This is a genomic window from Bacillus sp. ABR, assembly GCF_056172715.1.
Genome location: NZ_JAOYSL010000003.1, coordinates 514,115 through 527,809, shown reverse-complemented (window position 1 = coordinate 527,809; position 13,695 = coordinate 514,115). Strand labels below are relative to the sequence as shown.

The following is a 13,695-nucleotide window of genomic DNA, read 5'->3' as shown; positions in this document are numbered from 1 at the left end:
TTAAAAAATCCTTGACTATTGTACCATTTGAAGAATCATTGTCAACAGAAGAATGGAAACAAGACGAAAATATCACAAAATGTTAAAAAATCAGGAGGTAAAAGAACTAGAAGTGCCATGATTTTCACAAATTTTCAGTATTTATTCACATAAATCATTTAGATCAAACTGATCTAAAATGTATGTAAAAGTGTAAAGCTGCATTGATCTTGCTATATTCATAGGATATAATAACGAATGATTATAAGAAATTTATAGAAAACATACATAATAAAGGAGAAATAGGATGGAAACCAACATAACAGAACCACACATTCAAGAAAAGAAGCATCCTGAGCTAGCAGGCGTAGGCTATCGTTTTCTTGCACATCTTTTGGACGGTATCATTATTAGTGTACCATTTTCATTCATTGTATTTATTCTGGCAACACTCTTTTTTGTCTCAAGCCCTGAGGCGGCATTTTTAATGTATGATGATAGCTATTACTATTCTTCAACGGTGATTACGGATGAAGAATGGGCAGTCATTATGGGCCTTATCTTTTTCTATGGCGTAACGATCTTAGTCGGTATCGCGGTGACTTGGCTGTATTATGCGATCATGGAATCATCAAAGTTGCAAGGAACTCTTGGCAAGATGGCTCTTGGAATTAAAGTGACAAAAGTAACGGGTGAAAAAATAACATTCGGGCGCGCGACAGGCCGATTTTTTGCAAAAGGCTTTTTGTCTCCAATCTTATGTATTGGCTACATCATTGCGTTTTTCACAGAAAAAAAACAAGCACTTCACGATTTGATTGCAAGTACCATTGTTGTAAAGAAATAATGAAAAGAAGCACCTCTGCTATATAGTAAGGGGTGCTTTTTGTATAGATGCTTGTATGGAAGAGGGAAACGTCACATAAAGTAGAATGATAGTGAAAATAAAGCAGAGAAGGGAGTCAATCTATTGAAAAGAGGGAAAATGACTGTTCAGAAAAAAGGGGCAGGCTTCGGGCTGTTTTTGACAGCACCTGTGCTGGCCTGGGCTTTGTATGATTTTGCAAATACGATCTTTTCATCAAATATGATCACCATTTTCTTCCCGTTTTACTTGCAGGAAACGATCGGGGACAGTGCGAGAATGGACCAGATCGCAAGTACCTTTATTTCTTATGCAAACGCATTAGCCAGCTTTTTTCTCGTCATTTTTACACCTTTATACGGAGTGCTGATTGATCGTACAGGAAAAAAGAAACGCTACATTACGGTGTTTACGTTCATATGTATTGCTTGTACGGTGTTGATGGGGATTTTTGCTGGGATTGATTTCTCAAGTGAATGGTTTGGGCTGCCTGTTTCTTTATTGGTCGTGGTTACCTTGTTTGTGATCGCAAAGTTTTTCTATCATTCTAGTCTTGTTTTCTATGACACCATTTTGCCCGATCTTGGGACAAAGGATGAAATCCCGCTTATTTCTGGATTTGGTATCGCCGTTGGCTATTTAGGAACACTTGTGGGTCTCTCTGTTTATTTACTTGTCGGCAATGACCAGTTTCATGAAGCATTTATCCCAACAGCCCTTTTATTCCTTCTCTTTTTCCTACCTTTTCTCTTTTTTGTAAAAGATCCTCATCCGCTGCCTCAGCAAGAGAAAAAGGCATCTTTTTTCAGCGGGTATAAAGAGATTGTTCACACGTTTAAAGAGATGAAAAGGTACAAGCCAGCTTTTATTTTTATGATCGCCTTCTTTTTTATGAATGATGCCTTACAAACAGCAATTGCGATGATGGCTGTTTATGCCAAAATCATTATTGGCTTTACAGCTGGGCAATTTATTTTACTCTATCTTGTGTCGACCATTTCAAGTATCATTGGCTCCTTTCTGTTTGGTTATATCACAAAAGCGATAGGGGCAAAACGCTCGATTACCGTCGTGTATGTCATTTTAATTGTGGCGCTCATTCTAGCTGTGACAGCGACAACCGAATGGGTCTTCTGGGTAGCTGGCAGTTTATTTGGGATTTCACTTGGCGCAAGCTGGGGGGCATCACGAATCTTGATTATTGAACTAACCCCGAAGGAAAAGCGAGGACAGTTTTTTGGCCTCTTTGCCTTCTCAGGAAAGGTGTCTTCCATTATTGGGCCCATTATTTATGGCTCAGTTACCCTGCTGTTTGCAGAGCACGGAAATCTCGCAAGCCGCCTTGCACTAGGGTCTTTGCTCATCCTTGCATCGATAGGACTTGTGATTCATCAATTCGTTCGAGAGAAAGCGTAAAGAAACGTCAACTTTTTACCTATGCTGCCGATATAAAAAGTACAATCTAATATTGAAGAATAGAGGGATTTCCGTGGCTTTAAATAAACAAGAAATTTTACTTGACTCTGGTACCAATGAATTGGAAATTGTGAAGTTTGAAATTGGTGCAAATCAATTCGGCATTAACGTCATGAAAGTAAGAGAAATCATTCAGCCGGTTGAGGTGACGGTTGTACCGCACTCTCACCAAGATGTAGAAGGGATGATTAGTTTACGAGGCGAGATTTTACCAGTCATCAATCTATTTTCCTTTTTTAATGTCGAGTCAGATCAGTCGGAACAAGAGAAATATATTGTGACTGAATTCAACCAACGGAAATTTGTGTTCCACACAGGAACAGTATCACAAATTCACCGCGTCAGCTGGGAAGAGATTGAGAAGCCGACTGCACTGAATCAAGGGATGGACCGTCATTTAACTGGCATCATTAAGCTTGATGAAAAAATGATTTTCCTTCCAGATTACGAAAAAATCATTTATGATATTGAATCCGCTTCAGGTGTTGATACGTATCATATGTTTGACGGTGAGAAAGACGAGAGAAGAACAGGGAAGAAGCTGTATGTCGTTGAAGATTCTCCGCTTCTCATGCGTTTATTAACAAATGAATTAACCGAAGCAGGCTATAAAAACATTGTGACCTTTGAAGATGGCAAACAGGCATATGATCATGTCATGGATCTTGTCAGCAAAGGAATCAGTGTGACAGAAGAAATTGATATGATTATTACGGATATTGAAATGCCTAAAATGGATGGCCACCGGCTAACAAAATTGCTCAAGGACAATCCTTTAACAAATTCCATCCCGATTCTTATCTTCTCTTCATTAATCACTGAAGATTTGCGTCATAAAGGGGAAACGATCGGTGCAGATGATCAAATCAGTAAACCAGAAATTCATCAGCTGATTGAAAAAGTCGATCATTTTATTATCTAAACAAAAAACCACTCGGCATGAGTGGTTTTTTTCTGTTTAAAAATAACTTTCCCCGAGTCGTTTGAAGACGGGCTTTGTGTAATGTGATTTTTGTTTTGTGGCGGCAGGTTTTTCTTTTAAACCGACATACGTTTGAAGTATTTGCTTTGCTCGGTTTAATGACATATTCGCTTTCGGATTGCGATATGATTGATTTAAATTTCCTAAGTGTGGCAAAAATTCGAAGTCTTCTTTCGTTGGTGGCAGGTGAAAATAATAATCTCCAATTTCAATCAGCACGTCGGACTGTTGTTGACTATACTTGGGATTGTTAGAGAAATGTAGGCCCACTTTTCTTCCTTTACCTTCTTGCAATAGTTTTTGCAGCGCGCGTTTTTTCAAAAGATAAAGAAACTTGGGGTTTGGTGCGGTTTTAGCATGGCGGTTAACAGTATAAATGGCTTTTGCGATGTTTTCTGCTGTAGGTTCTATGTCTTTAGTATGAGCATAATCGTCCATTTTTTCTCTCCTTTGTCTTTCGTCTTCCTGTGCTTAGTATAAATTATACGTTTTTATTAGTAAATTGCAAATAGAGATATTGTAAAAAGAAAACCTTTGGTATAAAGGGATTATGGAGGGTTAAAAATTTTGTGTGTTCGAATCCCCCAATCTCCCCCAAAAAAACTTCAACTGATTCTATTTCTGTTGATTATATAGTATGTATATAAGCTATTAATGAAAGGAGGTAATATCATGACATTCAAAAAAGCATTCAATATAGGTTATCTTGTGTTGCTTTTATCTTTTGTTGTCGTATATTTCTTGCTTCCAGCCGATCAATTATTTACAGCAATTATGATCCTCACCGTACTATTCGGAGTATATCAATTTGTGATTTTTAAGAAACTAAAAGAACAAAAACAGCAATAAAAAACGCCCTTGTCTGCATTAGGCGAGGGCGATTGAAATGTAGCCATTCTCATCGTTTGTATTTACAAAAGCCATTTAAGACGCCTTCTGCATTATTTTTCTTCTATCCATTTTATCTGGAGAGAATCCAGCTGTTTTAATTTTCTATATGCTAAAGGTGTCGTATTTTTTATTCTTTTAAACAAATTGATAAAATAACTTGTGCTGTTAAAGCCTACTTGGTAGGCGATTTCTGTAATATTGAAATCTGTTTCTTGGAGCAGGACGAGGCTTTGCTGAATTCTATATTCATTTACATAATGCATGGGTGATTTCTTTAAAATGTCTTTGAAGGATCTGCAGCATTCTGAGCGACTTAACTGTCCTGCACGAGCAATATCTTCGAGAAGGATCTTTTCATAATAATGCTGGTGAATCCAATTCAGCATAAGTTTCATCCGTTCATTTTTATCGTGTTTACGCGCATCATGTTTCATTTGGAAGCCGTTTTGTAATAAGCATTTCCAAATGGTGATAAGCTGAATATTGAGTTCAAGTTCATAATATACCGGAGTTTCATCAATTAATTGTTGAATGATTTGAATGCATTGATAGATCTGCTTTGGCCAATGATCTTTTCGGTTGAATAAAATATAAGGTGTCTGGCTCGCACGCATATATGGATGGACAAATGTGGTGAATAATTCATTCGCTGTGATGAAATAGGGAGAGACATTTAAACAAACATAAGTACATGCCGTCCCATTCGCATCTTTTGCCATGTGCAGGCAGCCACTATTGATGAAAATGCCATCTCCTTGCTTTAAACATAATGTTTCTTCATTGATATGAAATTCAGCTTCACCCTCTAAAATAAAGACAAATTGAAACTCGTCATGCCAGTGAAGAGGGATATAGCCGCTTCTATGATGACGAATTTTTGTATGATAAATAGCAATAGGCCATGTTGTCGTAGAATGCTCCGTTAATTCTTTCAGGTTGTAGTCAATCAGAAAATGATGGTTGTGCATAATTCTCCTCAATATTCTTTTATTTTTATGTTCAATTGATATATCAATATGTAACAAAGTGAACTACTATCAACTATATTATCATGATTTGTTGAGAATTGAGGAGAATGAAAATGAATAGGAGAAAGGGAATTTTACTTGTACTCATAGGCGCTATCTGCTGGGGAGTAGGAGGAACAATTTCACAAAAATTGTTTCAGCAATATGGGATTGATGTCAATTGGCTTGTGACGGTCCGGCTGCTCATTTCAGGGGGATTGCTTTTATTTGTTCATGTGATGACAAAAGAAAAAACACATCTGTTCGGTGTGTGGCAAAAGAAGAGGACAGCGATGCAAGTCCTTCTATTTGGGCTAATGGGTATGCTGGCTGTTCAATATACTTATATGGCATCCATTCAACATGGAAATGCTGCTGTGGCAACGCTGCTGCAGTATACAGCCCCTGTCATGATTATCGTGTATTTGGTCATTCGCAGGCAATCAACCTTCACTAGAAGAGATTTGATTACAGTGGTATTGGCTTTGGCGGGTATGTTTTTCTTATTGACGAATGGTTCTATTTCAACATTAACCGTTCCATTTGTGGCAGTAATTTGGGGAATACTATCGGCTGTGGCTCTCTCGTTTTATACGTTATATCCGATCAGCCTGTTAAAACAATTCGACTCTCTAGTGGTTGTCGGCTGGGCGATGCTTATAGGAGGAGGCGCCCTTAGCTTGATCCATCCTCCATGGAAGGTCAATCTCACTCATTTACCTTTTGAAGCGTATGTCTATTTATTGTTTGTGGTCATATTTGGAACGATGATCGCTTTTTGGTTTTACATAGAAAGTTTGCAATACTTATCACCAAAAGAGTCGAGCTTAATTGGAAGTGTTGAGCCCCTTGCAGCAGTCGTCACGACTGTTTTCTGGTTAAAAGAGCCATTCGGACTTTTCCAATGGATAGGGACAGCTTGTATTGTCTATATGATTTTATTCTTGGCATTGTATCAGCCGAAAAAATGAGCGGGATGGGTGATGAACAATAGAAGGAATGATAAGAAGAATTGACTGTATGAAATATAAACAAAGTGAACTATTAGTTCATGATAACTACCTATTTATCAAAATGGGTAGTTTCTCAAATGATATCTTTTTTATATATGCAGCCCACCATATGCGCGTATATGTGATGCATATAGGATGAATTATTTTGTATGAATAGAATAAGCGCAATAAAAACAACCATTAAAGTCAGTTTCATTCGTCATTTGTTTGGCTTCATCCATGGCGCTTTCACCATTCATGTGCAGGCCAATCAACGTACGGCTTGCAGCATCGCCTAAAAATGCACAATCTTCTGTATGTACAACAAACTGTCCCTGTTCATTTTTAGTATGAATAAAATAGTAACTTTTTAGCATTTCTTTCACCTCCAACCTGACTATCCTACTATAAAACGTTTAAAGATGTAAAGGAATTTTATTGTGAAAAACAAGAAAAAATGGATCAATAAAGCAAGCCTTCAAGCAGATTCTCTCAACAGAGGAAATGCATGAAGGACGTTTCAGCCATGCAAAAAGGACTTTCCTGAAAAGAAAGTCCTTTTTGCTATTTACTTATTGAACTCCCTGCCCTTTTAGTTCACGCTGTACGTCTAAGTCGTCAGCTTCTCTGCTGAACTTTGGCAGTGTAATGAAGTAAAAAAGGAAGACAAGTAAAATAATAAAGCCCATTCCGTAATAAATATAAGAAACATTTGTGATGAGTTTTGGAAATAATACAGCAATCAGACCTAATGTCATCGATTGAGCAAACATAGTGAGCGGATCAACCCATCCTGACACACGGCCCATCAGTCGAGGATGGACGATTCTAGGCAGCCAGCCGCCAATGACAATGTTGACTGGGCCAATGCATGTACCAATGACAAATGACGTGACGTAAAACAACCATAATGTATGGGTAGAACCAAGGACAAAAATCAAAATACCTGCGACCAAAATTGGAATCGACATGAGATATTGCATCTTTACCTTTTTAGCGAGGACAGAGCCCATTAAGCTTCCAACGAGCAAGCCTGCACCGATCGCAATGGTAAAGAAGGATGTATGCAGTTCAAAATGGTCTGGTGAAAGTCCATATTTCATTGTAAACATCGGAAGAACGGCAAATGCGCCATTGACTAGACCGAAAACAAAAAAGCCAAAAATTAAAGAAGCCAATAATTTATTTTTTAAAATATATAGGATGCCTTCTTTAAAATCTTTCAGAGACGTTTTGATGGTCATGCCTCTCCAGCCAGCTTGTCCATTTGGCTGACGCGCTTCAATTGGAATGTTACATGAACGAATCAGGATGCCTGAAATAATAAAGCTGACCAAATCAATTGTAATGGCACCGTGAAGTCCAATCGTCTTATACATAATGGCACCGAGCCCAACGCCAAATACCATAAATAAACTAAACAGCATTTGATTTAAGCCAGCGGCTTTTGCATATTGATCTTTATTTAAAATCGCCTGAACGAGAGAAGCTTCAGCTGGATAGAAGAACTTCGTAATAGCACTTCGAATAAACAAGATCAAGAAAATAAGTGGCAGTGAATTAAAATAAATAACGATGAATAATACAATCGTCAGCCCAGCTCGTATCCAATCACAATTCTCTGCGACTTTTTTACGATCAAAACGGTCTGCGACCACACCGACCATAAAAAAGACAAAGACGGTAGGAAGAGAATACATAAGTTCAGCCAATGTGGCGTATGCGGGCTGATGACTAAAATGGTCGAGCAAATAAAAGGCAAACGCCATATTGCCTACTGTTGTCCCCATTTGCGAAGCAAGTGCCGCAAAAAAGAGACGAACAAAATTTCTGTTTTTAAAAATATCCATAAATACGCTCCTTAACCTGAAGATCCCACTTTATATCATATAAAATTTTAACCATTCGTACAATTGATTTCATCTACTGGCTAATGGTCACAGGTGTTCCGTTTGGAACGAGTGAAGCAAGCTCGATGACATTCTGATTATACATGCGAATGCATCCTCTAGAAACAGCTTTACCAATTGAAGACGGGTTATTCGTACCGTGAATGCCGTAATGAATTTTTGAGAGGCTCAGCCAATAAGCGCCAAAGGGACCTCCTGGGTTTGGCTGTCTGTTGACAATATAATAAGAACCTGTCGGTGTCATATTTAAAATTTTCCCTGTTGCAATCGGATACGAACGAATAAGTTGTGATCCAGAAAACAAAACGAGGCGTTTCGTTGAAATCGAAACAAAGATGCGGTATGGGATCGTATTAGGATCTGGCAAACCAGGTATGATGATGACCTCATTTTGTTCGGGCTCGCGAGCTTGAAGTGACGGATTTGCAGCCTTTAAGGCATCTGTTGTTGTTCGAAAATCAAGCGCTATAGAAGCAAGAGTTTCTCCTCTTTTCACCGTATATCGCAGCACCAAAGTACACTCCTTTTACTCAAATAAAAGAAGCCATGATGCCGTCACTTGACATACTATATGGACGGAATCAGGCCCAGTAAGGTTTCTCCTAACATTTGTCATGAGAAAGAACTTTGATTATACATATGCAGGAGAGGGCGGTTTGGCTTCTATTTATACACGAGATGTAAAGGTAAAAAAGGTTAACTCTGGCTTGGCTAAAAACCGAAGCGGGAGCCGTGTTGTCCCAAGTCCACGGTTGACATAGATGCGTTGCTGATCGCTTTCGTATAAACCTTCTACATATTTACGGCCGTAAGGTGCTGTGAGAATCGGTCCATAGAAAGGCAGCTGCACTTGACCGCCATGCGTATGCCCGGAAAGCTGCAAGTTAATAGGTGTTGTTTTCAGCTCTAATGCTGCATCAGGCTCATGGACGAGCAGCAACGTAAATAAATCAGATGATACTTCCCGTTTGATCAAATCGTAATCAGGCACGCTCATCATAAGATCATCCAGTGCAGCAATCTGAATATGTGCATGATCTTTTTCTAATAGAAACACATCATTTTTACATAATGTAAATCCACAAGCCTCCATTGTTTTCTCATAAAGCTCCACGCCAAATGGTCCGTAGTCATGATTTCCGTAGATGGCGAGTTTACCGAACGGAGCATGAAGCTTATTCAAATAAGTCTTCGCTTTTTCATGCTCTTGGGTGGATGCTTGAAAATCAACGAGATCACCTGTGAACACAATGAGATCTGGAGATGCAGCATTGATTTTCTGAACGATGGCTTCTAGGTCCTTCGCAGGAAATGTATCACTCAAATGAACGTCACTAAATTGAGCTATTTTAAACTGGTCAAATGAAGCTGGAAGCTGAGCATCTTGAATCGTCAGTGACACGGTATCGATCATGCGCGGCTCAATGTACCTGGCATATCCATATCCACAACTTGTAGCCAAAAACCCGAGAATACTCGCACCAGCTGCTCCTTTTAAAAATTGTCTGCGGGAAAGCTGCTTCATATAAGACTCCTTTATAAATAAAATTAAGTATAGCATCATATTTGGATAATCTCCCATATGGTGCACCGAGGGTCAATCATGATATGATAGACAATAATGAATGAATAGTCATTCAAATCATACAAAGGGGGAGAACAAATGACGAAGCAAACAGTGATTGTGACAGGGGGATCAAGCGGTATGGGGAAGGCAATGGCTGCCCATTTGGCAGCTGAAGGCTGGAATGTTGTGATTACTGGTAGAACGGAAGAGACGCTGGAAAAGACGGCAAAAGAAATGAAGCAGAAGGGCGGAGCAGTCGCTTACTTCCAAATGGATGTGCGAAACCCAGAGGATGCTGACCAAATGGTCAAGTTTGCGGTGGATACATTTGGTGATGTCGATGCCCTCATTAACAACGCAGCAGGAAATTTTTTAGTGCCAGCAGAAAAGCTGTCTCCTAACGGCTGGAAAGCTGTGATTGATATTGTGTTAAATGGTACATTCTTTTGCAGCCATGCAGTGGGCAATTACTGGATTCGGCAAAAGAAAAGGGGAAGTATCCTTAACATGGTGGCTACCTATGCATGGGGTGCTGGTGTAGGCGTGGCGCATTCGGCGGCAGCAAAGGCCGGCGTGTTGTCCCTGACTCGAACGCTTGCTGTTGAATGGGGGAGGCAATATCGAATTCGCGTCAATGCCATCGCACCAGGCCCAATCGAGAGAACAGGCGGAGCAGATAAACTATGGGAATCAGAAGAAGCAGCGCAAAGAACATTAGATAGCGTTCCTCTTGGCAGACTGGGCACACCTGAGGAAATTGCAGCGCTTGCGAGCTTTTTATTATCGGAGCATGCGTCTTATATAAATGGAGATTGTATTACGATGGATGGGGGACAATGGCTCAACCAATCACCATTTTGATTGACGATGTAAGACCTGCTTTTGATGTGGTATAATCACACAAAGAGAGAAGCAGGTGATGAAAATGGTCGATCCATTGGATATTTTAACGAATATTGAAGATGTTTTCCCGCACTATCAAGCAATATTCAGTGCGGAAGAGCAAAAAGTGATAGGCTATGAGATTCTAGGAAGAATGAAGCTTGAGTCAGAAACGGTTAGCCTAGGCTCCTTCTTTACGGATTCATCTATTCCTGACGAATATAAATTGGAAGTAGATCACAAAGTACTGACTCAAGCACTTGATCTCTTCACAACAGCAGATGACGATTTGCTCATTTTTATTAATCATGATGCCAATATCCTCATGCTGGATCACGGGGAAAGCTTTTTAGAACTCTTAAAGGAATATGAAGCAAGGGGCATTCAGCTTAACCGGTTTGTTATTGAGTTTGCAGAGCATACGTTTAGCGGCGACATTGAACAGCTATACCATACGTTAACGTATTATCGTACATATGGGATTAAAATCGCCGTCTCAAATATAGGAAAAGAAAGCAGTAATCTGGACCGGATTGCCTTGCTTTCACCTGATTTATTAAAAATAGATTTACAGGCATTAAAGGCATCGGCTCCATCTCCTTCCTATGAATATGTCTTGTACAGCATTTCATTGCTTGCAAGAAAAATAGGAGCTGCTTTAATTTATGAGGACATTGAAGCAAATTTCCAGCTTCAGTATGCTTGGAGAAATGGCGGGAGATATTTTCAAGGGTTCTATCTTCATGAGCCTGCAGGAGAATTAATCGATCGAAGCCACCGAAAAGATCAGCTTAGAGAAGAATTCCAGCAATTTATTGCCCATGAGAAAAAGAAGCTGCAAGCTGTCTACGAACATTCTGAAACATTTTATAAACGAATTCATCAAGCTGTTACGACTTTAAAGAAATCGTGCAGCACAAATGATGAGCTCATTCAAAAACTGGCACTTGAACTAACAGATTGCAGCTTTCGGATTTATATGTGTAATGAAGAAGGCTTTCAAATCACTGGAAATGTGTTCAAAAAAGAAGAAGAATGGTTGTTTCAGCCGGAGTATATAGAAAAAAACTGGAGCTGGCGTCCTTATTTCCTAGCAAATATTCTTCAAATGAGAATTAGCGGAAAAGGATTTTTCAGCGATATTTATAGTGATTTAGAAACAGGTGAGAGGATACGTACGTTTTCTTATCCTTTAGAGGGAGATATGTATTTGTTTATAGACCTTCCATATGCCTATTTATATGAGCAAGATGGATTAATTTGAAGACGCGGCGTGAAGACTAATCCTCGCATTCTTTGTCAGTCCTGCGTGGCAGTGCTCACGAATGTATAATTCGCTCCGGTACTCGTCCTTCCTAGACTTCAAAGGTTTTCTATCACACTGAAATGTAAACAAAAGGAATTTCAGCTTTTTGTCATCAATCTGAGCAGCCTCGTAGGCTGCTTTTTTTGATAGAAAAAAGAAAATAAAAAATGGTTGACAATGAAACTGATAATCATTATCATTTAGTTATAGAGAGAAGCTACTCTCTGTTCCCCAACCCCTCTATCAGATCAAGATCCAAAAAACTTGGCGCTACCCCCGCCAAGTTTTTTTTGTGCTTCAATCTTTCCCTTCATGCATAGGACAGCCCAAACCCTCCATACATCTTAAGTGATGATAGTTAGACAGTAGGAGGGAAACATCATGATCAAACGTGACACGCGGCTGCTCATTGATTTGCCAAGACCAGATCACCCAGATGCAAATGGTGCCGCTGCTGTGCAAGAATTACTCGGCGGAAAATTCGGTGAAATGTCCACATTAAATAATTACATGTTTCAATCCTTTAACTTTAGAGGGAAACGAAAACTCAAACCGTTTTATGACCTCGTATCCAGTATTACAGCTGAAGAATTCGGTCATGTTGAGCTTGTGACCACAGCCATCAATCTCATGATTACAGGAACTACCCATGGAGGAGATCCAGATACGACGCCGATGAAGGCAGCTGTCGATAAACGAAATACACAGCATTTTATTCAAACAGCCCAAACAGGCTATCCGTTTGATTCAATGGCAAAACCTTGGACAGGAGAGAATGTGTTCTCAAGCGGCAACCTGATTCTTGACCTCCTTCATAATTTCTTCCTTGAATGCGGAGCACGTACGCACAAAATGCGTGTATATGAAATGACGGACCACCCTACAGCAAGAGAGATGATCGGTTATTTACTTGTCAGGGGCGGCGTGCATATTGTGGCATATGCAAAGGCACTAGAAGTCGCTACAGGAGTAGATGTAGGGAAGATGCTGCCAATCCCAAATCTTGATAACAAATACTTTGATTCAGCGAGAAAATTTGAAGATCAGAATGTTCATACAAAGCTGTATACATTTAGTGATACGGACTACAAGGATATCAATAAAATTTGGAAAGGCAGCCACCCGATTGATGGAAAGCCGCTCACAGTCATTGAAGGCACCCCGCAAGGTGCACCTGTGCCAGATTATAGAGAATTACCGGAAGAGTTTGCTCCAGGCATATCAAAAGAGGATTTTGATGAAATTGCGAAACGACTGATAAGATCTGCTGGTTTATAAAAATCATGGTGCATGAGATTAGAAAAAAGACTCAAACTAAAAAAACAGATTCTTTTTCTTTTTTTGAATTCAAGAGGAAAAATATCATCTGAGAACACTTTATGGTATGATGCTTTGTAGGACTTGTGTATAATCAATACGGGTTCATCTTGAGTTGTTTTTTTGAAAGGAGTCTTTTTTTAGAATGTCACAATTAATGGGTATCATTACAAGGCTGCAAAGTCTTCAAGAGACAGCAGAAGCTGCAAACGAGCCGGCACAGCGTTATTTCGAAGTGAACGGTGAGAAAATCTGTAGTGTTAAGTATTTCGAAAAGAATCAAACGTTTGAATTGACTGTTTTTCAACAAGGGGATAAGCCAAACACTTTCCCATTTGACAACATTGATATGATTTCGATTGAGATTTTTGAGCTTCTACAATCCTAAGCTGAATCGTATGAAATGTTTTTTCTGAGGATTCCTTCGTTTATTGCGGCAGCATACATGGATCATCATAGATGATATGTACAAATGGAAGATGATCAATCAGCGCATTTTTCGGATAAGAGACCATTAAAAA

15 protein-coding genes are annotated in these 13,695 nt (G+C 39.3%); 9 read left to right on the top strand and 6 right to left on the bottom strand.

Features of this window, described 5'->3' with window-relative positions; translation table 11 throughout:
- The first annotated feature begins 286 nt into the window (after positions 1–286).
- The 3 genes from OIT90_RS12770 to OIT90_RS12760 all read left to right on the top strand — a co-directional run bounded on the left by OIT90_RS12770 (position 287) and on the right by OIT90_RS12760 (position 3,242).
- Complete coding sequence (locus tag OIT90_RS12770; protein WP_039178127.1) at positions 287–826, top strand: RDD family protein; 540 nt, start codon at positions 287–289, stop codon at positions 824–826.
- A gap of 123 nt (positions 827–949) precedes the next feature.
- The gene (locus tag OIT90_RS12765) at positions 950–2,260 is read left to right on the top strand and encodes an MFS transporter (protein WP_039178128.1); all 1,311 of its coding nucleotides are present in this window, start codon (positions 950–952) and stop codon (positions 2,258–2,260) included.
- Positions 2,261–2,333: 73 nt separating this feature from the next.
- On the top strand, positions 2,334–3,242 hold the full coding sequence (locus OIT90_RS12760) for a chemotaxis protein (RefSeq protein WP_024424709.1): 909 nt from the start codon (positions 2,334–2,336) through the stop codon (positions 3,240–3,242).
- Positions 3,243–3,278: 36 nt separating this feature from the next.
- Here the strand turns inward: OIT90_RS12760 and OIT90_RS12755 are convergent, their stop codons facing one another.
- Entirely contained in the window at positions 3,279–3,740 is a 462-nt protein-coding gene (locus tag OIT90_RS12755; protein ID WP_008356877.1) for a YkyB family protein, read from the bottom strand.
- Positions 3,741–3,974: 234 nt separating this feature from the next.
- On the opposite strand from OIT90_RS12755, the gene OIT90_RS12750 reads away from it, so the two are divergent.
- Positions 3,975–4,151 (top strand): hypothetical protein, encoded by a 177-nt coding sequence (locus OIT90_RS12750; protein ID WP_180272404.1) that lies wholly within the window; start codon positions 3,975–3,977, stop codon positions 4,149–4,151.
- A gap of 92 nt (positions 4,152–4,243) precedes the next feature.
- Here OIT90_RS12750 and OIT90_RS12745 read toward each other — a convergent pair whose 3' ends face one another.
- Positions 4,244–5,161, bottom strand: coding sequence for an AraC family transcriptional regulator (locus OIT90_RS12745; RefSeq protein WP_064498384.1), 918 nt, complete (start codon positions 5,159–5,161; stop codon positions 4,244–4,246).
- Positions 5,162–5,274: 113 nt separating this feature from the next.
- Between OIT90_RS12745 and OIT90_RS12740 the strand changes: the two genes are divergently transcribed.
- Positions 5,275–6,171, top strand: coding sequence for a DMT family transporter (locus OIT90_RS12740; RefSeq protein WP_059376968.1), 897 nt, complete (start codon positions 5,275–5,277; stop codon positions 6,169–6,171).
- 182 nt (positions 6,172–6,353) lie between these two features.
- On the opposite strand, the gene OIT90_RS12735 is transcribed toward OIT90_RS12740, so the two are convergent.
- From OIT90_RS12735 to OIT90_RS12720, 4 genes are all read right to left on the bottom strand, one after another.
- A complete protein-coding gene (locus OIT90_RS12735; RefSeq protein ID WP_039178134.1) occupies positions 6,354–6,569 on the bottom strand; it encodes a hypothetical protein in 216 nt (71 codons plus the stop codon).
- Positions 6,570–6,764: 195 nt separating this feature from the next.
- Entirely contained in the window at positions 6,765–8,042 is a 1,278-nt protein-coding gene (locus tag OIT90_RS12730; protein ID WP_039178137.1) for an MFS transporter, read from the bottom strand.
- A 73-nt stretch (positions 8,043–8,115) separates the two neighbouring features.
- Entirely contained in the window at positions 8,116–8,613 is a 498-nt protein-coding gene (locus OIT90_RS12725; protein WP_039178139.1) for a L,D-transpeptidase family protein, read from the bottom strand.
- 156 nt (positions 8,614–8,769) lie between these two features.
- Positions 8,770–9,627, bottom strand: coding sequence for a metallophosphoesterase (locus tag OIT90_RS12720; RefSeq protein ID WP_047203677.1), 858 nt, complete (start codon positions 9,625–9,627; stop codon positions 8,770–8,772).
- A 138-nt stretch (positions 9,628–9,765) separates the two neighbouring features.
- Here OIT90_RS12720 and fadH point away from each other — a divergent pair, with 138 nt between their 5' ends.
- The 4 genes from fadH (at position 9,766) to OIT90_RS12700 (ending at position 13,562) form a co-directional block, all read left to right on the top strand.
- Positions 9,766–10,530 carry a 2,4-dienoyl-CoA reductase gene (fadH, locus tag OIT90_RS12715; RefSeq protein ID WP_039178144.1) on the top strand — a complete coding sequence of 255 codons (765 nt, stop codon included), beginning with the start codon at positions 9,766–9,768 and terminating at the stop codon, positions 10,528–10,530.
- 64 nt (positions 10,531–10,594) lie between these two features.
- On the top strand, positions 10,595–11,815 hold the full coding sequence (locus OIT90_RS12710; RefSeq protein ID WP_024426863.1) for an EAL domain-containing protein: 1,221 nt from the start codon (positions 10,595–10,597) through the stop codon (positions 11,813–11,815).
- Between the two features lie 423 nt (positions 11,816–12,238).
- Entirely contained in the window at positions 12,239–13,135 is an 897-nt protein-coding gene (locus OIT90_RS12705) for a manganese catalase family protein (RefSeq protein ID WP_474892599.1), read from the top strand.
- Between the two features lie 184 nt (positions 13,136–13,319).
- A complete protein-coding gene (locus OIT90_RS12700) occupies positions 13,320–13,562 on the top strand; it encodes a YkuJ family protein (protein WP_003212254.1) in 243 nt (80 codons plus the stop codon).
- Positions 13,563–13,695 lie beyond the last annotated feature (133 nt).

Coding starts and splice junctions, on each gene's coding strand:
- OIT90_RS12730 (WP_039178137.1), bottom strand. CDS start 8,042: ATGGATATTTTTAAAAACAGAAATTTTGTTCGTCTCTTTTTTGCGGCA.
- fadH (WP_039178144.1), top strand. CDS start 9,766: ATGACGAAGCAAACAGTGATTGTGACAGGGGGATCAAGCGGTATGGGG.
- OIT90_RS12720 (WP_047203677.1), bottom strand. CDS start 9,627: ATGAAGCAGCTTTCCCGCAGACAATTTTTAAAAGGAGCAGCTGGTGCG.
- OIT90_RS12745 (WP_064498384.1), bottom strand. CDS start 5,161: ATGCACAACCATCATTTTCTGATTGACTACAACCTGAAAGAATTAACG.
- OIT90_RS12755 (WP_008356877.1), bottom strand. CDS start 3,740: ATGGACGATTATGCTCATACTAAAGACATAGAACCTACAGCAGAAAAC.
- OIT90_RS12705 (WP_474892599.1), top strand. CDS start 12,239: ATGATCAAACGTGACACGCGGCTGCTCATTGATTTGCCAAGACCAGAT.
- OIT90_RS12750 (WP_180272404.1), top strand. CDS start 3,975: ATGACATTCAAAAAAGCATTCAATATAGGTTATCTTGTGTTGCTTTTA.
- OIT90_RS12770 (WP_039178127.1), top strand. CDS start 287: ATGGAAACCAACATAACAGAACCACACATTCAAGAAAAGAAGCATCCT.
- OIT90_RS12700 (WP_003212254.1), top strand. CDS start 13,320: ATGTCACAATTAATGGGTATCATTACAAGGCTGCAAAGTCTTCAAGAG.
- OIT90_RS12710 (WP_024426863.1), top strand. CDS start 10,595: ATGGTCGATCCATTGGATATTTTAACGAATATTGAAGATGTTTTCCCG.
- OIT90_RS12735 (WP_039178134.1), bottom strand. CDS start 6,569: ATGCTAAAAAGTTACTATTTTATTCATACTAAAAATGAACAGGGACAG.
- OIT90_RS12740 (WP_059376968.1), top strand. CDS start 5,275: ATGAATAGGAGAAAGGGAATTTTACTTGTACTCATAGGCGCTATCTGC.